This window comes from Streptomyces sp. NPDC031132 (assembly GCF_055570595.1).
Genome location: NZ_JBVIGX010000041.1, coordinates 32,124 through 53,037, shown reverse-complemented (window position 1 = coordinate 53,037; position 20,914 = coordinate 32,124). Strand labels below are relative to the sequence as shown.

The 20,914-nt window shown below is 71.3% G+C and carries 23 protein-coding genes, 2 pseudogenes and 1 riboswitch; of the genes and pseudogenes, 9 read left to right on the top strand and 16 right to left on the bottom strand.

The window, feature by feature from the left end; translation table 11 throughout:
- Positions 1-10: 10 nt before the first annotated feature.
- Entirely contained in the window at positions 11-988 is a 978-nt protein-coding gene (locus ACZ49B_RS34550; protein ID WP_468313957.1) for an AraC family transcriptional regulator, read from the top strand.
- Positions 989-1,002: 14 nt separating this feature from the next.
- Here ACZ49B_RS34550 and ACZ49B_RS34545 read toward each other — a convergent pair whose 3' ends face one another.
- From ACZ49B_RS34545 to ACZ49B_RS34505, 9 genes are all read right to left on the bottom strand, one after another.
- Positions 1,003-1,224, bottom strand: a complete 222-nt coding sequence (locus ACZ49B_RS34545; protein ID WP_468313955.1) for a hypothetical protein — start codon at positions 1,222-1,224, stop codon at positions 1,003-1,005.
- Between the two features lie 680 nt (positions 1,225-1,904).
- Positions 1,905-2,231, bottom strand: a complete 327-nt coding sequence (locus ACZ49B_RS34540; protein ID WP_468313952.1) for an isoamylase early set domain-containing protein — start codon at positions 2,229-2,231, stop codon at positions 1,905-1,907.
- Positions 2,232-2,506: 275 nt separating this feature from the next.
- Positions 2,507-2,926 (bottom strand): STAS domain-containing protein, encoded by a 420-nt coding sequence (locus ACZ49B_RS34535; protein WP_468313950.1) that lies wholly within the window; start codon positions 2,924-2,926, stop codon positions 2,507-2,509.
- Between the two features lie 162 nt (positions 2,927-3,088).
- Positions 3,089-3,787, bottom strand: a complete 699-nt coding sequence (locus ACZ49B_RS34530) for a DUF6766 family protein (protein WP_468313947.1) — start codon at positions 3,785-3,787, stop codon at positions 3,089-3,091.
- Between the two features lie 81 nt (positions 3,788-3,868).
- Positions 3,869-4,258 carry a hypothetical protein gene (locus ACZ49B_RS34525; protein WP_468313945.1) on the bottom strand — a complete coding sequence of 130 codons (390 nt, stop codon included), beginning with the start codon at positions 4,256-4,258 and terminating at the stop codon, positions 3,869-3,871.
- Between the two features lie 56 nt (positions 4,259-4,314).
- Positions 4,315-4,791 carry a hemerythrin domain-containing protein gene (locus ACZ49B_RS34520; protein ID WP_468313943.1) on the bottom strand — a complete coding sequence of 159 codons (477 nt, stop codon included), beginning with the start codon at positions 4,789-4,791 and terminating at the stop codon, positions 4,315-4,317.
- 204 nt (positions 4,792-4,995) lie between these two features.
- Complete coding sequence (locus tag ACZ49B_RS34515) at positions 4,996-5,295, bottom strand: hypothetical protein (protein ID WP_468313940.1); 300 nt, start codon at positions 5,293-5,295, stop codon at positions 4,996-4,998.
- A gap of 36 nt (positions 5,296-5,331) precedes the next feature.
- A complete protein-coding gene (locus tag ACZ49B_RS34510; protein WP_468313937.1) occupies positions 5,332-5,715 on the bottom strand; it encodes an STAS domain-containing protein in 384 nt (127 codons plus the stop codon).
- Positions 5,716-5,768: 53 nt separating this feature from the next.
- Positions 5,769-6,470, bottom strand: coding sequence for an HSP18 transcriptional regulator (locus tag ACZ49B_RS34505; RefSeq protein ID WP_468313975.1), 702 nt, complete (start codon positions 6,468-6,470; stop codon positions 5,769-5,771).
- A 106-nt stretch (positions 6,471-6,576) separates the two neighbouring features.
- Between ACZ49B_RS34505 and ACZ49B_RS34500 the strand changes: the two genes are divergently transcribed.
- The 3 genes from ACZ49B_RS34500 (at position 6,577) to ACZ49B_RS34490 (ending at position 8,002) form a co-directional block, all read left to right on the top strand.
- Entirely contained in the window at positions 6,577-7,011 is a 435-nt protein-coding gene (locus ACZ49B_RS34500) for an Hsp20/alpha crystallin family protein (protein WP_468313934.1), read from the top strand.
- Between the two features lie 92 nt (positions 7,012-7,103).
- The gene (locus ACZ49B_RS34495; protein WP_468313931.1) at positions 7,104-7,499 is read left to right on the top strand and encodes a DUF2267 domain-containing protein; all 396 of its coding nucleotides are present in this window, start codon (positions 7,104-7,106) and stop codon (positions 7,497-7,499) included.
- A gap of 59 nt (positions 7,500-7,558) precedes the next feature.
- Positions 7,559-8,002 (top strand): DUF2267 domain-containing protein, encoded by a 444-nt coding sequence (locus tag ACZ49B_RS34490; protein WP_468313928.1) that lies wholly within the window; start codon positions 7,559-7,561, stop codon positions 8,000-8,002.
- 510 nt (positions 8,003-8,512) lie between these two features.
- On the opposite strand, the pseudogene ACZ49B_RS34485 reads toward ACZ49B_RS34490, so the two are convergent.
- From ACZ49B_RS34485 to ACZ49B_RS34455, 7 genes and pseudogenes are all read right to left on the bottom strand, one after another.
- Positions 8,513-8,630: pseudogene (locus ACZ49B_RS34485) on the bottom strand (winged helix-turn-helix transcriptional regulator); the annotation flags it as partial.
- A gap of 78 nt (positions 8,631-8,708) precedes the next feature.
- A complete protein-coding gene (locus tag ACZ49B_RS34480) occupies positions 8,709-9,689 on the bottom strand; it encodes a GNAT family N-acetyltransferase (RefSeq protein ID WP_468313926.1) in 981 nt (326 codons plus the stop codon).
- A gap of 430 nt (positions 9,690-10,119) precedes the next feature.
- The gene (locus ACZ49B_RS34475; protein ID WP_468313923.1) at positions 10,120-10,407 is read right to left on the bottom strand and encodes a hypothetical protein; all 288 of its coding nucleotides are present in this window, start codon (positions 10,405-10,407) and stop codon (positions 10,120-10,122) included.
- Between the two features lie 441 nt (positions 10,408-10,848).
- A complete protein-coding gene (locus ACZ49B_RS34470; protein WP_468313922.1) occupies positions 10,849-11,478 on the bottom strand; it encodes an HAD-IA family hydrolase in 630 nt (209 codons plus the stop codon).
- 80 nt (positions 11,479-11,558) lie between these two features.
- Positions 11,559-12,185: a family 1 glycosylhydrolase gene (locus tag ACZ49B_RS34465; protein ID WP_468313920.1), complete on the bottom strand. Its 627-nt coding sequence runs from the start codon at positions 12,183-12,185 to the stop codon at positions 11,559-11,561.
- 352 nt (positions 12,186-12,537) lie between these two features.
- Positions 12,538-12,852 carry a hypothetical protein gene (locus ACZ49B_RS34460; protein ID WP_468313917.1) on the bottom strand — a complete coding sequence of 105 codons (315 nt, stop codon included), beginning with the start codon at positions 12,850-12,852 and terminating at the stop codon, positions 12,538-12,540.
- Positions 12,853-12,864: 12 nt separating this feature from the next.
- Positions 12,865-12,927, bottom strand: a riboswitch (guanidine-III (ykkC-III) riboswitch).
- A 547-nt stretch (positions 12,928-13,474) separates the two neighbouring features.
- On the bottom strand, positions 13,475-14,242 hold the full coding sequence (locus ACZ49B_RS34455) for a DeoR/GlpR family DNA-binding transcription regulator (RefSeq protein WP_468313914.1): 768 nt from the start codon (positions 14,240-14,242) through the stop codon (positions 13,475-13,477).
- Positions 14,243-14,412: 170 nt separating this feature from the next.
- Here ACZ49B_RS34455 and ACZ49B_RS34450 point away from each other — a divergent pair, with 170 nt between their 5' ends.
- The 5 genes and pseudogenes from ACZ49B_RS34450 (at position 14,413) to ACZ49B_RS34430 (ending at position 20,867) form a co-directional block, all read left to right on the top strand.
- Complete coding sequence (locus tag ACZ49B_RS34450) at positions 14,413-15,639, top strand: MFS transporter (RefSeq protein WP_468313912.1); 1,227 nt, start codon at positions 14,413-14,415, stop codon at positions 15,637-15,639.
- Between the two features lie 55 nt (positions 15,640-15,694).
- Entirely contained in the window at positions 15,695-16,297 is a 603-nt protein-coding gene (locus ACZ49B_RS34445) for an HAD family hydrolase (RefSeq protein ID WP_468313909.1), read from the top strand.
- Positions 16,298-17,097: 800 nt separating this feature from the next.
- Positions 17,098-17,592, top strand: a complete 495-nt coding sequence (locus ACZ49B_RS34440) for a hypothetical protein (RefSeq protein WP_468313907.1) — start codon at positions 17,098-17,100, stop codon at positions 17,590-17,592.
- A 1,189-nt stretch (positions 17,593-18,781) separates the two neighbouring features.
- Entirely contained in the window at positions 18,782-19,621 is an 840-nt protein-coding gene (locus ACZ49B_RS34435) for a patatin-like phospholipase family protein (RefSeq protein WP_468313904.1), read from the top strand.
- A gap of 90 nt (positions 19,622-19,711) precedes the next feature.
- A pseudogene (locus ACZ49B_RS34430) lies at positions 19,712-20,867 on the top strand (NAD(P)/FAD-dependent oxidoreductase).
- Positions 20,868-20,914 lie beyond the last annotated feature (47 nt).

Here is a 20,914-nt window from a genome sequence, read left to right as displayed (position 1 = left end):
CCCGATCGTCGTGGAAGGACAGCCGCACGCCGAGTCGCAGGGCGGGTACAGCTTCCGGACCGCCGACGTGGACGTCGCACGCGACTGGCTGAAGGCGGCGTACGGGACGAGCCTGCGCATGAAGACGCCCGCCCCGCGCGGCTCCTTCCGCTACACCCGCGCCCAGGCCGGTCCCGTATCGCTCAGCACCATTGCCCTGCCGACGGAGTACGCGTTCACGTCCGGCGCCCTCGGCTCCGTGGCCATCACACACGTGGTCGGCGGCCGCATGGCCCGCGAGTGCGCGGACGACGTCACCGAAGCCGGACCGGGCGACGTCCTGGCGATCTCACAGCCCCATCAGCCCTACACCGGCCGGGTGTACTCGGCCGAGCTGCGCGCCGTCACGGTGCCGCTCTCGCACCTGGAGCAGGCCGCAGGCCGCCCTGCCGGACAGGCCACCCGCCCGCTGCGCTTCCACCGCTTCACCCCCGTCTCCAGGGCCATGGCCGACCAGTGGAAAAGGACCGTCGGCTACGTGGAGGAGAGCGTCCTGGCCTTGCCGTTGAGCGGCGAACCTCTGGTGGTCGACGCGGCCGCCAGGATGCTTGCCGCGATGCTCCTGGCCACCTTCCCCACCGATGCCCGCCCCGCCCCCGTGCTTGCAGACACACGGGACGCGACTCCGCAGACCGTCCGCCGGGCCATCGCCTTCATCGAGTCGCAGCCGGACGCCGAAATCGGCCTCACCGAGATTGCCGCTGCCGCGGGCGTCACACCGCGGGCCCTGCAGTACGCCTTCCGCGGCCACCTCGGCATGAGCCCGATGGCTTACCTGCGCCGCGTACGACTGGATCTGGCCCACGCCGACCTGGTCGCGGCGGACCCGTCGCGGGACACGGTCACGGCCATCGCCCACCGTTGGGGCTTCCACCACCACGGACGTTTCTCCGCGGCCTACCGCGCCGCGTACGGAGTCCCGCCCCGGCGCACCCTCGCCGGGTCCTGAGCGGTCAATTCCGGCTACCCGGCCCCTCGTTCCACCGGCGCGGCCCCCGGCCTGACGGCGAGCAGGCGCTCCCCGTGGGGAGCGACATCGAGGTCCGCCTCGCGAAGGATTTCGGCCAGGGCCGTCTGCAACGCCTTGTGCAGACCCGCCAGGGACGTGAACCGGGACAGGTCCTCCTCATGGCCGTGCACCTGGACGGTCGGCCGCAGTACCTCGTGGGCGACCCATCCCACCATGACCCCCTCGGGTGTCGCCCACACGCGGAGGCCTTCCCCCTCGCGCGGGGACGTGTCAAAGCCGGCTCGGGCCAGGACGCGCCGGACCCGTTCGCAGTCTGCGCTGTTGCGTCCTCCTCCGGAAGGCTCGGCGGTCGGGGGCTGTGTGGATGGCATGTGCCTACTCCATCGACCCGGAGCGCGCGGCGGAAGCCGCCGAGCGAACGGATCCGCGGCGGTCATCCGGAAAACGAAACCGGCCTCCCGCGCACGCGTGTGAGACCGAACGGGCGGGTCCGGTACGGGATCACGTGTCCTCAAGGCCGTGAAGCTGGACATCGCGGCCGCCTGCGGCGGCACGGCGGTGGAGCTCGCTCCCGCCGCGTAGCCGCGCCGCGGAGGGCCAGGCAGCCACCGTGGCGATCATTGGCGCGGTCACCCGCACGCCGGTCCCTCCGTGGCCCCTCGTCCTCGGCCCCCGGGCGACACGGCCGGCCGTGCGGCCGGCCGTACGGTCCCGGTGCGCCCGACGCTGGCAGATCAGCGAGCGGGCGCTGCCATGCGGGTGCGGAGGTATGCAGCGTCCTCCCGACACCGTGGCAGCGCCGTGGTGCCGTCCCGTCTCGAACCTGAGCCAGGGATCCCGGGCGCCCTGACCGGGCCGTCGCGGCGCTCGCGCTCCCCAGTGTCGGGGTCGGGGGTCAGGTGTGGATGCGGCTGTTGGTGCCGTCGTGGCTGTCGGCGTGTTCGTCGTTGAACCAGTAGTCGCCGGCGGCCAGGTAGCGGAAGGAGTGCGTGCTGTGGGCGGGCAGGGACACCTCGGCTGCGCGGGTGCCGTCGCCACGGGGCTCGAGGGGGTGGGCGGCGGGGTTCCAGTGGTTGAAGTCCCCGACCACACTGACCGGCCCGTCCGGGGCGTCCTCGGGCAGGACGAAGGTGACTTTGGTCCGGCCTCTTACCTTCTTGCGTTCCAGCACGGTGTTCTCCAGCGATACGTCGGCGGTCGTCTTCGGGGTGGGTCCAGGCATCCTCGCGTGTGCGGTGGCCGGCCACGACGCGACGTGCCGGTGGCCCGGGCGCCGGTCACCGGTCCGGTCCCCGCCGATGGGAGCGGGCAACGGCGATGGGGCATCCGGGCGGGAAGGGGAGTGCGGTCCTGGTCCGTTGCGGGGCCCGGCCGGGGCTTCGTCGACCGACCGGACCCCGGATCGGGCCCCGCGCGCGTGGACCTCTCGTCGCCTGCCACCGTGACACGAACGAGCCCGCACCGCCCGCGCGGCGCCGGGCCGCGCGGGCCGTACGTTCAGGGACTCGGGGTGCGCCGCCTGCGTGCGGCCGTGGCCGAAGCGCGAGGGCGCAGCGTCGAGGGGTCAGCGTCGAGGGGGCAGGTGTCTGTGATCGGGAAGAGGGTGTCGGTGCCGGTGATTTCCAGGAGGCGCAGGAACTGCGGCTGCGGGGCGCGGAGGCTGATCTGCTTGCCGTGCTCCTCGGCTGTGTGCTGGGCCCGGATGAAGGCGTTGAGGCCGGCCGAGTCGCAGAACGACAGTTCTGCGAGGTCGACGACGATCACGCTCGGGCCGCCCGGCCGGGTGATCGCCGTATGCGGAGCGTCGTACAGCATCGGGGCCCGGTCGAGGTCCATCTCGCCGCCGACGCGTACGACAAGACGCTGATCACGGCTGTGCACCCACTCATCGTGCTCGCCGTCTTCTTGATCGCCCACGCCATCTACCATGCGGCCCGCAGGGCCCGAGGGGCTACGTTCGGACGGGTCGGCCTCCGAGGGACGGTGCGGCCGCCGGCGGAGCCGGTGCCGGTGCAGGCCACCCAGGCGGTTCCGCGGGTTTGGCCGCCTGGGCCGCAGGCTCCGCAGGGGGCCCGGGGTTCAGCCTTCGACTCCCGTGGAGGTGTGCGCCGCTCCGACGGGCTTGGATTCCGGTGATCCGCGCTGGCGCAGATAGACAGAGAGGATGGCCATGGCTGCCACTGCCAGGAGCTCGGACTGCCAGTTCTGCAGGGACCGGTTCCAGAAATCGGCGGAAGCAAGGTAACCGGCCCAGGAGACGGGCGGGAGAAGGTCGCGCAGCTGCCGCTCGTTGTACGCGGCGGTGCCGGCGATGGACTGGGCGAGCCAGGAGAGCAGGAACAGCACGGCCATCACGCTCCCCAGGGAGCGTGAGTACAGCTGCTGTCGCCAGTCCTTGGTGCCGGCCCACCGCGGCGAGTCGGCGCGGCTGTGGTCGCCGACTCGCTGGTCCCGATCGCTTTCCGGTCCCGCCTTGTGAAGCTCCTTCGATTCGGGGGAGCCGCGCTGCAGGAGCCAGACGGTGCCGAAGATGTACAGGAAGAACTGCAGGAACTCCGACTGCCAGTTCTCGGTCACGTCGACGGCGAAGTCCGAGGACATCAGGTACTCGCCGAGCGTCAGTTGCTGCATTCCGTCGACGGCCAGGTCTTCGTTGAAGCCGGCGTGCCCGGCGAGCGCCTGCCCGGCCAGGACCAGGAGGAAAGCGGTCCCGAAGCCGAGGGTGAGGCTGTTGTCCCGCCAGAAGCTGCCCCGCGCCTTCTTCTGCCCGCCGCTCACCGGTGCATCGCCCCGATCGCCATGAAGTAGCCCAGCCCGCCGAGGATGACCACCAGGCAGATGATGAACAAGATGCGCACGTCAGCCGCCCTTCAGCGAGCACCGGTAGGGCAGGTCGGCAGCCGGCTCGCAGCCCGCCGCCACGACCTTCCAGCCGTCGTCGAACTGCGACAGGAACAGTGTGTCCCGCTCCAGGTGCAGCAGGGCCTGCCGCCCGTACACGTGCGTGTCGCGCACCATGCCGGCGGCAGGGAGTTCCTCGCCGGCCATGGCCGGGCCGCACGGCTTGGTGGCGTCTTCCTCGAGCTGCCGGCGGGTCTGCGGGGCCAGCAGTTCGCACGCCCCGGCGTAATCGGCGCGGGCAAGGGTCTTCTCGAAGGCGGTGGCCGCCCGGCGCGCACCGTCCAGACGCGGTTCGGAGGCCCCGCACCCGCACAGCATCACAACCACCGCGGCAACGGCCAGGGTCACCAGGGCGGGGTGTCTGCGCCGCCCCGCGTGGCCCCGCAGGGGCGGGTAGGAGGCCGTCACTTGCTGGCAGCGCTCGGCACGGCGAGCGGGTCTCGGGGAGCCTTGCCCTTCTCCGCTTCCAGCTGCTCGCCGACCTCGGTGAGGCGGTTGCGTCCCATGGCCTTGCGGACGTCGGGGAACCACTCCTTCTCCTCCTCCTCGACGTGGTGGCGCACGTTCTCCATCAGGACGCTCATCTTGGCCTTGAACCGTTCATCGGAGGGGTCCATGTCCTTGAGCTCGGAGAGCATCCACACCACCGCGTGGTGCTCCTCGATGCTTTCGAGGATGTGATCCGTGGTGTCCGGGGCGGCTTCGCGGGCGGCGGGATAGAAGACTTGCTCCTCGATCCACGCGTGTACGGTCAGCTCTTGGATCACCTCGTCCGCGATGCCCCGTCGCTCGGCCAGATCCTCTTCACCGGTCTTCTCGAACCGCTTGAACAGTTTCTCCACCGTCTTGTGGTCCTCGCGCAGCAGCACGATCGCGTCCATGTCCGTTCCTTCCACTGGCCGACGGCCCCGGCAGCAGGCCGGGTATCAGCACCACCATCCCTGGACGGCCCAGAGGGTCCGCAGCGCCCGGCACACCACGCCACGACAGATCGCCCACCCGGTCTAACGGGCTGACCGCGATTGATCGCGGGGCGTGCAGGCCTGGGGATTCGGCTGGCTGGTGTTCACCCGCAGATCGGCCCGTTACTCGTACCGGTACTTCAGAGAGTCCGCCTCCGCCTGCTCGAGGTCGGCGATCGTCAGCTCCGGCATCCGCAGTGGGGCCAGCGTCGCCTCGGCCGAGGTCGGCAGGGCGTCCGCCGGCAGCCGCTGCTCCTGATCCTGGGGTCGCCGCGACGGACGCGGCCGGCTCCGCGCGGTCGGCCGTGCGGCCCCGCCGCGCCTGGACGGGTCCCGCCCAGTCGCCGAGCACCTGACGACGGCCGGCCCCGGCCCCTGCGCCTCGGCTCCGGGCAGCAGGTGGGGCGTCGAACGTGAGGTCATTTCCCGGACGGACCCCGGCCGCCATGCTGCGCCGCGTCATCTCCAGGGCCGCTTCGGCGTGGCAATCATGGCGGTTGTGCCGGTCATCTCGAAGAGTTTGCGGACCTGGGGGGAGGTCACTTCGGTGACGTGGAGGGAATGGCCTCGGGCGCGAGCTGCTCGTCGGGCGCGGAGCAGGGCATTGAGGCCGGAGACGTCGCAGAAGGAGACGCCGCGGAAGTTTGCTTCGATCCGGGACGCACCGTCGGCGAGCGCGGTGTGCAGGGCGTGGGAGAGCAGCGGTGCCGTCGCGATGTCGATCTCTCCGGTCACGGTGACCGTGATGCGGCCGTCGGCTCGGGTCGTGGTGAGCGTGATGTCGCCGGCGCGAAGGACTGTCGCTCCCGCGGTCGTGGAGAGGTCATCGTATTTCGCGGGCATTTCCTGTCTCCTTCCCGCTCAAGAGCGTGGGCCCGGGGTGGTCGGGAGTCGGCCTAGGGCTGGTTGCGCTGCTGGTTGCTGTGGTGGCGGAGCTGGTCGGTGTGGCGCGTCATTTCGTCGATGCGGTCGGCGAGGCCGGGGTGTTCGGGCCGGAGGTGGGGCTGAGTGTCGGTGAGCGGGCGGACGAGGTGGGCGGCGTCGTGGTGGGCGAGGGCCTGGTTCAGTTCGCCGAGCTGCTGGTCTGCGGTGGCGGGGAGGTCGGTGAGTGCGGTGATCTGTCCGGCGAGGCTCCGCAGGGCGGCGGCGTTGTCGCGGGCCCAGACGGTGACGGAGCGGTCGGCCGCGCGGCGGTCCCGTACGGCCTGGACCCGCTGTTCTCCGGTGGCGCCCGCGGCGCCGGGGCGCAGGCGCAGGTAGCGGCGTTCGGCGGCCTGGCGGCTGGCGACGCCGAGGGGTTCGGCCAGATCGGCCCAGCTGGCGCCGGCCTCACGGGCGGTTTCGATCAGCCCGGACTCCCAGTCGGCGAGCTGTTCGCGCACCTGGCGCAGCAGGAGCAGCGCGGCGAGCGCCGGGTGGGGTCCGTCGTGCGGCGGGGGAGTCGGGTCTGCGGGCCGGTCGTGCTGTGCGGCGTGCAGCGCCTGGTCGATGGTGTGCAGCGCGGCTGCGGCGGCGGCGAAGGACGCCGCTCCAGGCCGCGGGGGCGGATCGGACGGTCGGGCTCGGGTCAAGGCAGGTTCCTCTCTCGGCGGCGTCATCTCATCGTTGACGTGTCGCTTGTCATCCATTGGATGACATGTTACAACGGAAGCACGTTGAAGCGCATTGGCAGTTCCTGCCGCAACCAACTGGAGGTGTTTCGCGATGTTGATGCGCACTGACCCGTTCCGCGAGCTCGACCGGATCACCCAGCAGCTGACGGGCACGAACGGAACATGGTCGAAGCCGTCCGTCATGCCGATGGACGCGTACCGGGAAGGTGACACGTACGTGATCGCCTTCGACGTCCCCGGGGTGAGCGCGGACGCGATCGACATCGATGTCGAGCGGAACCAGCTGACCGTCAAGGCCGAACGGCGCCCCACGGCCAGGAACGAAAACGTTCAGATGGAGCTCTCGGAGCGGCCGCTCGGTGTCTTCTCACGCCAGATCATGCTGGCCGACACCCTCGACTCCGAGAACATCACCGCCGACTACGACGCGGGTGTCCTGACCCTGCGCATCCCGATCACCGAACGCGCGAAGCGACGCAAGGTCGCCATCGGCACCACGGACGACCGGAAGCAGATCTCCGGCTGATCCCGGCATCGGCCGGCCCGAGCGCGGAGGACGGAAGCACCCTTCCCCCCGGCAGCCCGTCCTCCGCCCTGCCGTCACCGCAGGAGCGAGTCATGACCTTGCGCCAGGAAGCATTCCTCGAGCACGTCCAGGAACGGGGCGAATACAACACCCCCGCAGAGGCCGACCGCGCGACCCGCGTCGTCCTGGCCCTCCTCGGCGCCCACGTCGTCGGCACCGACCGGGCCCACCTGGCGGCCCGCCTCCCCGAGGCCTACGCCCTCATCCTGCTCAACCCCCTCCAGGCCACCGAACCCCTCTCTGCGGACCGCTTCGTCCGGGCCACCGCGGCCTGGATCGAGGGCGCCTCGCAGGCCACAGCGGCCTGGGACGTCAGCGCCGTCCTCAGCGTCGTCGCCGACGCGGCCGGCGAGGACCTCACCCACCGCCTCCTGATCCAGCTCCCACCCGGCTACGACCTGCTCTTCGGCCGCCCCCACCACGACTGACAACCGCGCCTCCGCATTCCACACTTCCCATCCCCCCGACGAGAAAGGTGCCCCGAGCCATGCTCCACCAGCCCGAAACCCTCCGTCCGGCCCCGGGCATGACCTACGACCAGATGCTGGAAACCATCCGTTACGAGGGCGCCTACGCCACCCGCGAGCGCGCCGAGGAGGCCGTGCGCAACGTCATGGGTGCCTTCGGCCGCCAGATCACCGGCGACGAACGCGCCGACCTGGCCGCCCGCCTCCCACTGGAGGCCGCCCGTCACCTGATCTCCCAGGCCCCGGCCGCCGAGCCCCTCACCGGATGGGCCTTCGTCAAGGACCTCGCCTCACGGAGCGCAGCCACCCCGGCGACCGCCCGCTGGGAAACGGGAGCCGTACTCGCCGTCGTCGCCCGCCTCGCGGGCCCCTCCCTGCTGGCCCGGATCCTCAACCAGCTCCCCGACGGCTGGGCCCTCCTCTTCGGCCAGGCACAACTCCTCACCCGGTCGACGGCCGCCTGAACACGAGCCGCATGCACTACGGGGACGGCACCACCCCTCCGGAGCGGCCGGCCTTGGCGGCATCGCCGCCGCGCGGACTGTCGACAGCAGCCAGGGCCGGATGCCGGGAAAGAATGACGGCATGACCTGGCCACGGCGGCTCCCTGCAACAACAGGAGCGGGCTGTGACGTTGTGGCGGCTGGTCCTGACCGCGCTCGACAGCTCCGGCCTCGACCACGCCTACGGGAGACCATCGTGGCCCGCGGTGCTGCCCGGCTCGTTGCCCGCCCCGACGATAGCCCAGCGTCCTCACCTTCGTCGGGGGGCTGGACGGCGCGGGCCTGCTCACGGCGATGCTGCGCCCGTTCCCGATGATCACCTACACGGCCCTGCGGAACGTGGCCGGCAATCCGGCCGCCTCCCTCCGCGCGGGCCACGGCGCCGACGGCCTCCCCCTGGCCGCACAACGGCCGACAGCACGAGGGGCAACCCCATCCTCTGGTGACTTGAGTGGGAAGTTTTCTGTCAACACCGAGCGGTCCGAGCGCTTGATCGAGCGTGCGCCCGTGCTCGGTCAGGGAGTACTCCGCCCGTGGCGGCACCCCCGGCATATAGCTCCCGGTGCACCAGACCGTCCGCCTCCGTGTCTGGCCGGCGGTGCCGTCGCGGAATGTTCCCGGCTTCGGGCAGCACAGGCCTTCCCCGCGAGCCGAGTGTGGCGGGGCCTCAGCGCCAGTCGTCGATCACGTAGGCGTCGGGGTGGCTGTAGCAGGGTTCGTTGGGTCTGTGCATGGTCACGCCCTGCAACCAGGTGCGGAAACCGCGGTCGACCATTCGACGATAGGCATCCGGGCGGCCCAGGTTCATCCCGGCGTCGAGTTGACCCAGTCCGCGCTCGGCGGCCAGCTGCTCGCACGCGTCGAGCAGTCGTTCGAACCGGTCGGCCGCTTCCGGGCCAGGGCGCACGGCGCCGAACTTGACGAAGCACACGTCCTCGCCGGCCTCCGACCCGGCTCCGCAATGGCAGACGGCCAAGCCATCGAGCTCGGAGCCGGCGCCCTGGAGCAGAATGGTGTCCCCGAGCCCCTGCGCGTGCGTGGCCACGACCTCACGTTCCAGGCTCAGGCCCTCGTACACGGACCCGGTCAGTGCGCGACAAAGGCTCAGGGCGTCGGGCTGCTCGCCGGCGGGCAGCTGGCCGTACAGTACTCGGCCGGGGACCGTGACGCTGCCTGCCACCTGCTTCTTCATGATGGCTGTGAGGAATCGGGGCCAGAAGCCGTAACGGCGGTAGAGTTCAAGGTGCTTGGGACTGTGCGAGAAGGTGAACAGGCCCAGGTGGCGGTTCTCCCAGGTGTCGAAGCAGTCCATGACCGGCTCCATGAGGCGCCTGCCGATGCCCTGGTCCCACAGGTCAGGACGCACGGTCAGTGGACCGAAGTAGCCGACGCTGCCCCAGTTGGCGGCGAAGTTCGATGCAACGACTTCGCCCTCGACCGTCGCTGCGAAGGCCGCCTGTGGATCAGCCGCCCAGCGCGTACGGACGTAGTCGGCGGTCCCAAAGAACGTCTTCGGCTCAGGAGCCCCGAGGAACGTCCCGAAGGCGACCCTGAAGATCTCGTCGGCCCGATCCAGGTCCGCCTCACCCAGCGGGCGGACCGACACGGGGCCCGTGCCGCTCTTGCGCTCCCCTGCCGGTGGGATCATCGGTCGCTCCTTCCCCACCCCCTGTTTCATCGCACCACGTCCGTGCGCCGCAGGCGAGGCGAAAGGTCCACCGATGCTCAGGGACCGAGGACCCGGCCGGTCTGCCGTGCCTGTCCGCCGGGAACTGCGGCAGTCACCAGGCCGAATTCCGACCGGTCGAACAACGGCTACGCATGCGTCAAGGGTTTCCACTGGTGGTGGGTGTGGCGGGCCGGGGCACCGCGCCGCTGGGGTGGCGTTCGGTTGGTGAAGGCTGGGGGATGTCTTCGTCCTCCGCCGATGAGAGGTGGTCAGCGTCGGCGGTGGCCGCTGCGGTGCCCAGGGGGAGCCGACGGGGGGCGGGGGCGGCGTTGTGGGTGTCGCCGCCCCCTGCGGGGGTTGCTTGCGGGGGTGGACGCGCTTCAGGCTGCCTCGGCCGCCGGCGGGGCCGTCAGTCTTCGTCTGGTGGTGGTACGTGGCCTGCCGCCTTCTGCACCGTGGCCTCCAGCTCGTCGCGGTTCAGACCGATCGTCTCCGCGTAGTGGTCCAGGGCCGTATCCAGCAGCCACCAGGGCTCGCGCGCGTCTTCCCACGCGTCCCGCCAGGTGACGTGTTGCTCGTCGGTCCACTGAGACGCGTCGCCGAGTTCCTCCTGAAGGCGCGTCAACTCGGCGTGCGCTTCGTCGGTCGCTTCCTGCAGCTCGATCAGTTCGTCCAGTACATCGGGTTCTATTTCCATTTCCGGGATTTTATGCGTCAAGATCCTGCTGGCTGGCAGTGCCGCCGCCCGTTGGGCCGCCGCTCGGGTAGGGTCCCCGGCCTGCCACCCCAGGTGGTGATCGGCTCGGTTCGACAGTGGTTCGGTGTGCGACTCTGCGGGCGATCGCCACCGGCACGCCCTGTGACCGGTTCGGCGACAGCCCTGTGGCTGGTCAGTGAGCTCCGGGCATTGTGCATGGGTACGCTGGTGGCAACGGGTGAGCGTCAGCCGGGTCGAGGCTGCTGCCATGGGGTAACCAAGCGGCTTACATGAAAAGCGCATCTGCTTGTTCGCTGGCTGCCATGGATTTGACTGTTCAGGTCTTCCGATGTGTCCGGGCCGTCGGCCCCTGTACCTCTCCCACCACCGAAGGCTCCGGGCCGCCGTTCCTCTGCGGCTGTGAGCCGGTCAGGCGTCGGATCAGCGTGCGTCGGTCAGGGGGATACCCAGCAGGTCCTCAAGCTGGGAGACCGTCTGCTCGGGCTGCAGCGCGTGCACTCCCGCGAAGCCGAGCTTCTCCGCCGCCCGCACGTACTCCTCGGTGTCGTCGACGAATACGCACTCCTCGGCCGGCAGGCCCAGCAGCTGCAGCATGACCTCGAAGAGTTCCGTGTCGGGCTTGCGCATCCCGTGGCACTCGGAGATGACCACACCGTGATAGAGGGTCTCGAGCTCGTAGCCGTCGTACAGGTTCCAGGGGGCGAGTCCGACCGAGTTGGACAGGATGCCGACCTTGATCCCGGCCCGCTGGGCTGCGGCGGCCGCGTCGATCATGGTCTGCTCGGGTCGCAGGTCGGCGAACATGCGGCCCATCAGGTTGTCCGGAGAGAGCCCGAGCTTGGGGGCGGCGGCCTCGTTCCATTCGGTCTGGGTGATCGCACCGCGCTCCAGTTCGTGGGTGAGCCGTACGCCTTCGGCGTCCATGTACAGCGCCTTGATGCACGCGCCCTGTGCCAGCCCTTCGCGCTGTTCGAAGGCCAGCACGGCCGGCAGCAGGGGCGTGGTGAGCACCCCGCCGAAGTCGAGGACGAGGCCGGTGCGGTGAGACATACGGGAACTCCAGCAGTGTGAGGGGTCGGGGCGATGGCCGGGGCTGAGGACGCGCGGTCGGCAGCGGTCCCGGCCCGTCGTCATCGGGGGCTGTCAGCCGCGGATGAAGGACTGGACGACGTGTGCGCTGTGCTTCGGGACCCGGTTACGGTCGAACAGCCCGAAGGGAACGGTGTAGCCGTCGAGCCAAACGTGCCACGCAGGTAGGCCTTCTCCGCATAGCCGGCCGGGTTGTCGACCGGCATCCAGCCGTCGACGAGGTCGCCGAAGGTCTCGGCGACGAAGTCGACGTGCCGGGCCCACGCAGCCGCGGCCGAAGGAGAGAGGAAGCCGCCGTCGGCCGCGACCCAGACGGGCAGGGCGGTGTGCAGCAGGCACGCCCACATCGTCAGGCCGGCCTGACGGCCGGCCCCGAGGATCTTTCGGTAGTGCTCGACCGCCCGCTGGTCGCGGCGTCCGGGTTCCGGCTCGATCCGGGCCCAGTCGAGGGACATCCGGTGGTCGCCGAATCCCCAGTCGGCCAGGAGCCGGAAGTCGGAGGCGTACCGCTCGTCGAAGCCGTTCCCGGCGCCGCTGCGCGGAGCCTTGCCGGCCTCCTCCCAGCCCCACCAGTTGTCCGCCGGCGTCGCGCCCTGGCTCTGGGTGGCCGAACTGGCCGTTCCCCACCTGAAGCCGGGGGGAAAGCCGCCGGGGCCGGACGAGGTCATGGTCGTGCTCCTGATCGGTCTTGGACGGGCGGTCACGTATGCATCGGGAGACGGCCCGGTAGGCGGGCGTTCGGTGGCGGCCACCGCACCCGAGGAAGACCGGCCCCGGAAGTTGATCTCCGTGGAAACGTATCACCGGCCGTACCGCGCAACTCCCGCAGGTTCCCTCGGTGCCTCGCGGCCGGCACCCGTACAACGGGCGCGCACCTCCGCTGCGGGAGAGCTCGGTCGACTCGTCCCGGGGCAGCCTCCCGAAGCGGTCGGGGAGGGCGGGGTGATCCTTTACCCGGACGACATGGACGCCTGGGTGCAGGTCGAGTCCTCCGATCGAGCCGGCATCGGCAAGAAACCCTCACACGGACGGTTCCGCTGGTCCGGGCTTGCCTGCCCGAGCCGGCCGCCGCCGGGCTGATCCTGGCGACACCTCGCCGCACCCCTGGTGTCCGCGTCGCTCTCCTCGGAGGGCGAGGGCGGCGGCCGAGCGGGCCGACTCGTATGCGGTCCGCTTGCGTTGCACGCGGACGGCGCGGCCGAGGGCGATGCCGAGCGACTGGTTCGACGCGCGGGCCTGTTCGACGGTGGCGAGCTCCTGCTGCTCGTCGCCGAGGCGGTGTCGGCAGCGGGCGAGCAGCACGACTGCGGTGGCGTCGTCGGGGTCGCCGGCCATGACGGGGCGCCTGGCGCGTCGTCGTGCGTAACCGGGTACGGCGCACCTCGTCCGAGGCCTCGGGACGGGGCCGCCGCACAACCTGGCAACGAACGCGGGCCCGGCGGCACCCGGAGTGCCCCACCTTGCCCCTCCGCCCCCTCCTCCCCGTGCACGGTTCTCACCGGTACACCGCTTCGCGACGCCCGATGCGTGCGGCGAAGTCCTTGGTGGCGCGATCCCGTGACAGGTGGATCCAGGTGTACGGAGCTTTTCGCCTGGTCGGCGACGTCCTGGATGAAGGCCTTCTCGCGCGCTTTGCCGATCTGCTCGCCCGTCGCCCACAGGACGTCGAACATCTGGTTCGTCCGGCGACTCGACGCGTTCCAACGGCGACTCCTCCCACGTGCGTTGGTGTGCGGCGTGCACGTTGGCCAGTTCCGCGAGCTGTCCCCGCATGCGCAGCAGGTCGAGCTGGACCCCCTGTACGCGCTCCTCCCACCACTTGAGCAACTGCGCGGACCCGTCGGTGGGGTTGGTGGCGGCGAACCCGGGTGCGTGCCGTGCAGGAAAGGTACGTTCACACGAAACCCAGACGGCCGGACGGACCCGCCCCGCGGCGTGGCCGGCCCGACTGCCGGGCTCAGTCCTCCGGCGGATGGACCACCTCGACGCCCTGGTCACGCAGTACTTCGACCGCGGGGGAGTCGGCGGGGGCGTCCGTGACCACGAGGGCGATCTCCTCCATGGAGCAGATGCGGCCGAGCGCCGCCCGGCCGATCTTGTCGGCGGTGGCGACGAGGATCACGCGTTGCGCCGAGGCGACGGCCGCCCGCTTCACCTGTACGTCGTCGAGGTTGTAGGCGGTGGCGCCCTGGATGGGGTCGACCCCGCAGCAGCCCAGGATGAACGTGTCGAAGCACAGGTCCTTGAAGGTCTGGACAGGTGCGTGGCCGTAGAAGGACAGCTCCTCGGGGCGCACCTGCCCGCCGGGCATCACCAGTTGGATGCCGGGATACGCGGAGAGGGCGAAGGCCGCGTGCAGTGAAAGGGGCGCGACGGTGAACTGGCGGTCCGCCATGGCCTTTGCGATGGCGACCGCCGTCGTGCCCGTGTCCAGCGCGACGGTCTCGCCGTCGGTGAGCAGTTCGACCACGGTGCGCGCGAGCCGCTCCTTGGTCTGCGCCCCGGACATGGCCCGGATCGCATAGGGGGGTTCGACGCCGCCGGGCAGGCTGCTCACGGCGCCGCCGCGCACCCGGCGCAGCGCGCCCCGGGACTCCAGTACCTCCAGGTCGCGGCGGACGGTCATTTCGGACGCCCCGGTGGCCTGGGCCAGCTCGGCCACCGTCGCACGGTTCTGCCGCATCAGCAGTCCCACGACGAACTTGTGCCTCTCCATGACGTTCATGTGTCTGCTTTTAGCACAGAAGGGGCGGGAGGGCGCTGCGGTTGAGCGTTTCGCACATGCTCACTGTTGAAACGAACATAGCTGATGTGTAGTGTGAGTGAAATAGTGTGAACTTACCGCTGCTGTGAACGTTGAGCATGTTCATTCGACCATGACCGATGAGGAGAGCCATGACCTCCACCAGCGAGGCCGATCTGCCAGAGGGAGGCAAGCCCCTCCTCACCACCGTCGCGATCGCCGCCTCGTGCCTGGCGTTCGTGGTGATCGGCGCCCTCCAGGCGCTCTACGGCCCGGCGATCCCGGCGCTGCGCGACGCATACGGCATCAGTCCGGCCGTGGCCGGGCTCAGCCTCAGCGCGCACTTCGTCGGCGCCTTGCTCGGAGTGCTGATCTACCACCTCCTGCGGGGCCGCCTGAACAACCGGGTGCTGCTCGGCGGCTCCTACGCGCTCATGGCCGTCGGCGCCGCCGTCTTCGCCTTCTCCCCGAGCTGGACCCTCGCCCTCGCCGGGACGTTCGTCATCGGCCTGGGCTTCGGCGGCATCGACTACGGCCTCAACCAGCTCTTCGCCGCCGGCTTCGGCCACCGCAGCACCGCCATGCTCAACCTGCTGAACGGGCATTTCGGCATCGGTGCGATCGCCGGCCCCGCCCTGATCGGCTGGCTCGGGGCGGACAACTACCCGGAGATCTTCGTGGGCACCGGCGTGATCAGCCTGCTGATCCTCGTCACCCTCGGCGGGGTGGCCGCCCGGGAGCCCGCCCCCACCCCCGCGGAGGGCGCCGAGGCGGGCGGTGCCCGGGTGCTTCCGATCATCGCGGTGTTCATCGGGATCTACGTCCTGCACGTCGCCATCGAAACCGGCGTCGGCGGCTGGGAGCCCACCCACCTCGAAGCCGTCGGATACGGCGCCGCCACCGCCGCGACCGCCACCTCCGCCTACTGGGCCGCCATGACCATCGGCCGGTTCGTCGCCGCACCGATCAGCCTGCGCTGGTCCGCGCCGTCCATCCTCCTCGTCTGCTGCGTCGGCATGGCCGGCTCCCTCCTCCTGGCGACCATCCCGGCGCTCGCCCCGTACGCGTACGTCGGCGTCGGCCTGATGATCGCGCCGATCTTCCCGACCTGCCTGCCCTGGCTGAACCGCGCCGTGCCCAGCGTGGCCGCGGCCGGCGCCTACGTGATCGCCGCCTCTATGATCGGCGGCGTGGCGTTCCCGCCGCTGCTCGGTGCCGTGATCGACACGATGGAGGTGCGGACGGTGCCGCTGCTGCTGTTCCTGCTCGCCGTCATCTGCGGCGTGCTCAGCCTCTGGCTGCGGCGCAACGCGCCCGACCCCGGTGGCGTGCCGGGCCCGCGCGATCCGGGGCGCACGGAATCCGTTCCCACCCTTTGAGCCCACCCTTTGAGCCCGAAGACCCGCAGACCCGTAGAGCGTGAGGAGCCGAAGCATGAAAGCCGTCCTCTTCGACATGTTCGGTGTCATCGCCCGCGTCCAGTCGCCGGAATCGATGGCCGTCCTGGAACGCACCGCCGGCGGCGACCCCGACCGCTTCTGGGCCGCGTACTGGTCGCACCGACCCCCCTACGACCGCGGTGAGGTCACGGGGCCCGGCTACTGGCAAGCGGTCTGCGCGCAACTCGCCATTCCGCTCGACCAGCGGCTGACCGAGGAGCTGATCGCCGCCGACCTCGCCAGCTGGAGCGAGATCGACCAGCGCACCGTGGACCTGCTCGACCACCTCGCCGGGAGCGGAACCGTGCTGGGCCTCCTCTCCAACATCCCCGAGGACCTGGCCGTCCGGTACGAGGCCACCCACCCGTGGCTGGAGCACTTCGCGGTCCGCGGACTGTCCTGCCGGATCGGCAGCGCCAAACCCGAGCCCGCCGCCTACGAGTGGTGCGTCCGCGAGCTCGGACTGCCGCCCGAGGAGATCCTGTTCGTCGACGACCGGGCCGAGAACGTGCAGGCCGCGTGTCAACTGGGCCTACAGGGACATGTGTTCACCTCGCCCGAGGGGCTGCGGGACGCACTGGAGGCGGCTTTGCGGTGACGCCGGCGAAGCCGGTGGGAGCCCCGGCTCTCCCCCGCCGGGCCGAGCCCCCAGCGCCCCGCCCCCGTCCTCAACCCGGAGAACGCGTACCCGGCCCTTCCCCGCACGTACACCGCCCCGCCGGCACGAGCGGGGGAGCGCCCCCTACAGGACACTGATGTCCTCACGGCGAACGACCTGCTCGTCCTCGGCACATGACCCCGCCCCGCGTGCCGACCGCGAACGCAAGCCGACCGGGGCCGCCACCAGGTCGATGAGGCACGCGGGATGGCGCTCATGCCCGCGCTGTGGGCGGGCTCGCAACTCTCAGCGGGGTCTGCCGTCTGGTCGGGCCCGCCTAGAACCAGGCTGCGGGCCGGCTGCGGGTCCCGTTGGCGGCCTGGCGGTGGGCGGCCGGCTCGGGCCTGGTCCCGGCACCGGATGCGGGGCCGGGGCTGTGGTCGCGGGCGGTGGTGGAGGCCGCCGACCCGGAGCAGGTGCGCGCCGGCCGCGGGTGGCCGCGTCGGCGCTCGGTGCGCACCCCTGTCCAGGCCGCCCGGCCCCTGGTCCCCGACGGCCCCCGCGTCTCCGCGACCGCGGCCTGCTCCACCACCCCGACCGGTACCGCGGCGGTCCGGGCCGTGCCCGCGGAGAGGGCTGTGTCCGCGCGTGGTCCGGTTGTGCAGGCTCAAGCGGTACCCGCGAGTAGCCCTGCAACAAGGCCTGGTTACAGTGTTCTTGACTGGCTGCCAGCCAAGTTTGCAGTCGGTGAGAGAGTGCCCGTGCGGCGGTCGCCGTCGCGCGCAGGAACGAAGGAAATCATGGGTTCGATATACAAGCGCATCGGCGCGGTCCTCGGTTCGGCCACGCTGCTCGCCGGCGTGGCGCTCACTGCCGGGGCCGGAACCGCTAGCGCCGCCGACGAAACGGGCGACCTCACGCCCGACGCCGACGTTGCCGTTCTGCCGTCCGGGGTCTCAGGGCTCGCCGCGATGTCGGCGGACGGGTCGTACACGATCAACATCATGAGCCCCACCGACGGCCACAACATGGGCTTCGCCCGCTGGAACGCCGACCCGCAGCCCGCGCCCGACATCCCGGGCGACTCCCTCATCGCCAAGGACATCAGCCCCGATGGCTGGTCGGTCGAGGCCGAGCTGAGCACGGGCCGCATCGCCTCCACCCGCGGCCACAAGGCGATCTACATGGCGGTCGCTTCCGGCAACCTGCCGGAGGGGCACCCGTACAAGCTGCGAGGGTGCGTCGTGAAGGGCAGCGAGCGCAAGTGCACCCCCTGGCACGCGGTCCACGCCTGATCCGCTGAAGGGCCGGGCCGCCTCAACGGCCCGGCCGACGCCTGAGCCTCGGGCACGGTGCCGGCTCCGCCGGCCCGAACGCCCGCGCCAGCCCGATCCGGCTGCGTGGGGCGGCGTTCGAGCTGGTCGAGGACTCGGCTGACATCCATCGACCCGTACCATCGAGCACTGCTCGTTGAGTAGCCCACCGTAGCGACACCTCGTGTCACCGCACCCCAGTGAATTGAACATGTTCAACACGGTGGGGTGGTTGCAGGGCGGCGCAGTCAGGAGTCCGTCAGGTTCCCTCCGGCGGACTGCTTGCGGCATCCCTTCCCGGCGCCCGGTGAACGCGCCGGTTGTCGCGTCGATGCTGTTGGTGAACTGGCGCAGAATCGCTCGCCGCTCGGTGAGAGGTGGCCGCCGCGCAGCCGCGCCGAAACCGGACGCGGTCCGGCGGGACGTGGCGGCCGGCCTGGCCGGACATCGCGGCCGCGATGGGGCTCCTCGACGCCCGGTGCGTGGACGTCGCCCGGATTCTCCTCGACGCGCGCGCCGCCGGTGTCGGCGTCGACCAGGCCGTCGCCGCCGTCGCTCCCGCCGCCGCCAAGATTCCCGCACCGGCCGCGCAGCCCGCTCCCGCCACGGCTCCCGCCACCCGGATCCCCGCGCCCGCTCCAGCTCCCACTGCGAGCGCCGCTCCCGCTTCTGCTCCTGCGCCGGGCGCCGGCCTGGGCCACGCGGCGTGCGCGAGGGCCGACCTCGTTGTGGACCTGCTCTCGGGCGCCCGTGAAGACCTGCTTCGCGAACTGACGTCCCGCACGATGGGTTGCCTCTCGTCGATCGCCATCTCAGGCGTGACGGTGACGCCCGTGTGGTGCGAGGTGGGTGCCCGTCAGGTCCCTCATGGATGGCGCTGGCCCACCCCGCTTGGTGGGCCCGAAGGGTCCGGGCTGACCGGGCGAGCTTCGGCGCCCAGACCACTTTCGTACAGGCTGGGCTTCCGCGTACGCGCGTCTTACTCCCTCGACCCGCGATGCGTAGAGCAGGCATGGCTCGGATCCGGTGGCCCGGCCGGTTGGCAGACGGGTCTCCGAGGGGTACCAGGCGTCCGCGAGAAACGGGGAGTGGTCCCCATTTTCTGTGCTACCGTCCTGCCTGTCAGGGAAACGGGGAGCAGTCCCCGTTTAAGATGTGGGGGGCGGGGATCATGACGACCACGGCTTTGGTGCTGGGTGGCGGGGGAGCGGTCGGGCTTGCCTGGACGGTCGGAATGCTGGCCGGGCTGGCCGAGGAGGGCCTCGACCTCTCCGCCGCCGACGTGACGATCGGGACCTCCGCCGGCTCCGTGATCGGTGCGCGGCTCACCTCCGGCGTGCGGGCCGAGGAGATGTACCGCGAAGAACTCGACGGAGCCCCGGAGCTCGACGTCACCGTCACCCTGCGCCAGACGGCCCGTTTCCTGTGGGCCGCACTCGGCTCGCGTGATCCGCGGCGTTCCGCCCAGCGCCTCGGGCGGGCCGCGCTGGCCTCCCGTACCGTCCCCGAGTCGGCCGTGCACGACGCGGTCGCAGTTCTCCTGGCGGGCATACGCGACTGGCCGTCAGCCGACCTTCGGCTGACGGCCGTCGACGCCCGCAGCGGACACCTGGCGACGTTCGACTCCGCCTCGGGCATCGCTCTCCCCGACGCCGTGGCGGCGAGCTGCGCGGTACCGGTGGTCTGGCCGCCCGTATCGGTGGCCGGCGGCCGGTGGATGGACGGGGGCAGCCGCTCGACGGCCAACGTGCACCTCGCCCGGGGCGCTCGCCGCGTCATCGCCCTCACCCCGATTCCCGAAGCGGTCGGTCCCCACCCGAGCGCCACCGCCCAGGGGGCCGAACTCGCCGCCGGCGGGGCGCTGGTGGCGGTCCTCACCCCCGACCGCGCCGCCCGCAGGGCCTTCGGCCGCAACATGCTCGACCAGACCCGCCGTACGGCCGCCGCCCGGGCGGGCCGTGCCCAGGCGGCCTCCTGCGCGGACACCGTCCGCGCGGTGTGGACCCCTTGACGTGTCCGGCCCCCCACGGGCCGCCGCCCACCCCATGAGCAACCACCCAGGCGGCTCCTTCCGCCGCACCCTTCGAACCGGAGTGCGATCATGAACGGCAACACCGACGTCGTAGTGATCGGTGGCGGTTACGCGGGCGTCATGGAGGCCAACCGCCTCACCCGGCGCAGCGATGTGAGGGTCACCCTGGTCGATCCGCGCCCCCGTTCGTCCACCGGATCCGGCTGCACCAGCTGGTCGGCGGGGCGGACACCGCGGTCGTCGCGTACGAGGACCTGCCGGCCGAACGCGTACGGCTGGTCGTCGACACCGTCGCCCGGATCGAGGCCGCCGGCCGCGGTCTCGTCCTCGCGGGCGGCGGCAGGCCGGCATACGACTACCTGGTCTACGCGGTCGGCAGCGGCAGCGCCGACCCGGCGGTGCCCGGAGCCGCGGAGTTCGCCCACCCGCTCGCCGGCCTCGAGGAGGCCGCCAGACTGCGACCGGCCCTGGAGGCGGGCGCCGGCGACGGCCGCGGGGACGGTGGTCGGCGCCGGCCCGAGCGGCATCGAGACCGCCACCGAGCTGGCCGAGGAGGGTCGCGCCGTCACGCTGGTCTGCGGCGGGGCTCTCGGACCGTACTTGCACCCTCGCGGGCCGACGGCCGTGACCCGGGCCGCCGTGTCGCTCGCCGACGGCCGCGAGGTGCCGAGCGGGGTGACCGTGTGGACCGCCGGCTTCGCCGGCCCGGACCTGGCCGTACGCAGCGGGCTGAGCACCGACCCCGAGGGTCGTCTGCTCACCGACGAGACGCTGATAAGCGTGGACGACGGCCGTATCGTCGCGGCCGGTGACTCGTCGGCGCCGTCGGGCCTGCCCCTGCGGATGAGCTGCCAGGCCGCCATGCCGATGGGCCCGGGCCGCCGACACCGTGCTCAGCCTGATCGGGGGCGAACCGCCCGCCGTGCTCAACCAGCCCTACGGCGCCCAGTGCACCAGCCTGGGCCGGCACGCCGGCGTCTTCCAGTTCGCCGACCGGTTCGACACCGCGGTCTGGTTCAAGGACGGCGGCCGCCTCGGGGCGAGGCTCAAGGAAGCCGTCTGCTCGGGGGTCGTTAAGCACCTTGCCGACGTTAAGCACCTCGCCGACGAGGCCGACAGGCCGGAAGGCTACAAGCTCCACCTCATGGAGCGCGGCGGCACCCGGCGGCGGCTCGTGCAGGCCGAAGACGCCGGAACCCGGACCGACCTCCCGTCGCCCGCCTGACCCGGCTGCCCCGATCCGGATCCGACGGGCTCCACAACAGGTTCACG

Excerpts from the sequence above, each read along its gene's own strand:
- ACZ49B_RS34450 (WP_468313912.1), top strand. The coding sequence starts at position 14,413 with ATGACCTCCACCAGCGAGGCCGATCTGCCAGAGGGAGGCAAGCCCCTC.
- ACZ49B_RS34510 (WP_468313937.1), bottom strand. The coding sequence starts at position 5,715 with ATGCCCGCGAAATACGATGACCTCTCCACGACCGCGGGAGCGACAGTC.
- ACZ49B_RS34460 (WP_468313917.1), bottom strand. The coding sequence starts at position 12,852 with ATGGCCGGCGACCCCGACGACGCCACCGCAGTCGTGCTGCTCGCCCGC.
- ACZ49B_RS34435 (WP_468313904.1), top strand. The coding sequence starts at position 18,782 with ATGACGACCACGGCTTTGGTGCTGGGTGGCGGGGGAGCGGTCGGGCTT.
- ACZ49B_RS34495 (WP_468313931.1), top strand. The coding sequence starts at position 7,104 with ATGACCTTGCGCCAGGAAGCATTCCTCGAGCACGTCCAGGAACGGGGC.
- ACZ49B_RS34490 (WP_468313928.1), top strand. The coding sequence starts at position 7,559 with ATGCTCCACCAGCCCGAAACCCTCCGTCCGGCCCCGGGCATGACCTAC.
- ACZ49B_RS34520 (WP_468313943.1), bottom strand. The coding sequence starts at position 4,791 with ATGGACGCGATCGTGCTGCTGCGCGAGGACCACAAGACGGTGGAGAAA.
- ACZ49B_RS34470 (WP_468313922.1), bottom strand. The coding sequence starts at position 11,478 with ATGTCTCACCGCACCGGCCTCGTCCTCGACTTCGGCGGGGTGCTCACC.
- ACZ49B_RS34475 (WP_468313923.1), bottom strand. The coding sequence starts at position 10,407 with ATGGAAATAGAACCCGATGTACTGGACGAACTGATCGAGCTGCAGGAA.
- ACZ49B_RS34505 (WP_468313975.1), bottom strand. The coding sequence starts at position 6,470 with ATGACGCCGCCGAGAGAGGAACCTGCCTTGACCCGAGCCCGACCGTCC.
- ACZ49B_RS34465 (WP_468313920.1), bottom strand. The coding sequence starts at position 12,185 with ATGACCTCGTCCGGCCCCGGCGGCTTTCCCCCCGGCTTCAGGTGGGGA.
- ACZ49B_RS34445 (WP_468313909.1), top strand. The coding sequence starts at position 15,695 with ATGAAAGCCGTCCTCTTCGACATGTTCGGTGTCATCGCCCGCGTCCAG.
- ACZ49B_RS34440 (WP_468313907.1), top strand. The coding sequence starts at position 17,098 with ATGGGTTCGATATACAAGCGCATCGGCGCGGTCCTCGGTTCGGCCACG.
- ACZ49B_RS34455 (WP_468313914.1), bottom strand. The coding sequence starts at position 14,242 with ATGAACGTCATGGAGAGGCACAAGTTCGTCGTGGGACTGCTGATGCGG.
- ACZ49B_RS34480 (WP_468313926.1), bottom strand. The coding sequence starts at position 9,689 with ATGATCCCACCGGCAGGGGAGCGCAAGAGCGGCACGGGCCCCGTGTCG.
- ACZ49B_RS34545 (WP_468313955.1), bottom strand. The coding sequence starts at position 1,224 with ATGGTGGGATGGGTCGCCCACGAGGTACTGCGGCCGACCGTCCAGGTG.
- ACZ49B_RS34515 (WP_468313940.1), bottom strand. The coding sequence starts at position 5,295 with ATGACCTCACGTTCGACGCCCCACCTGCTGCCCGGAGCCGAGGCGCAG.
- ACZ49B_RS34500 (WP_468313934.1), top strand. The coding sequence starts at position 6,577 with ATGTTGATGCGCACTGACCCGTTCCGCGAGCTCGACCGGATCACCCAG.
- ACZ49B_RS34540 (WP_468313952.1), bottom strand. The coding sequence starts at position 2,231 with ATGCCTGGACCCACCCCGAAGACGACCGCCGACGTATCGCTGGAGAAC.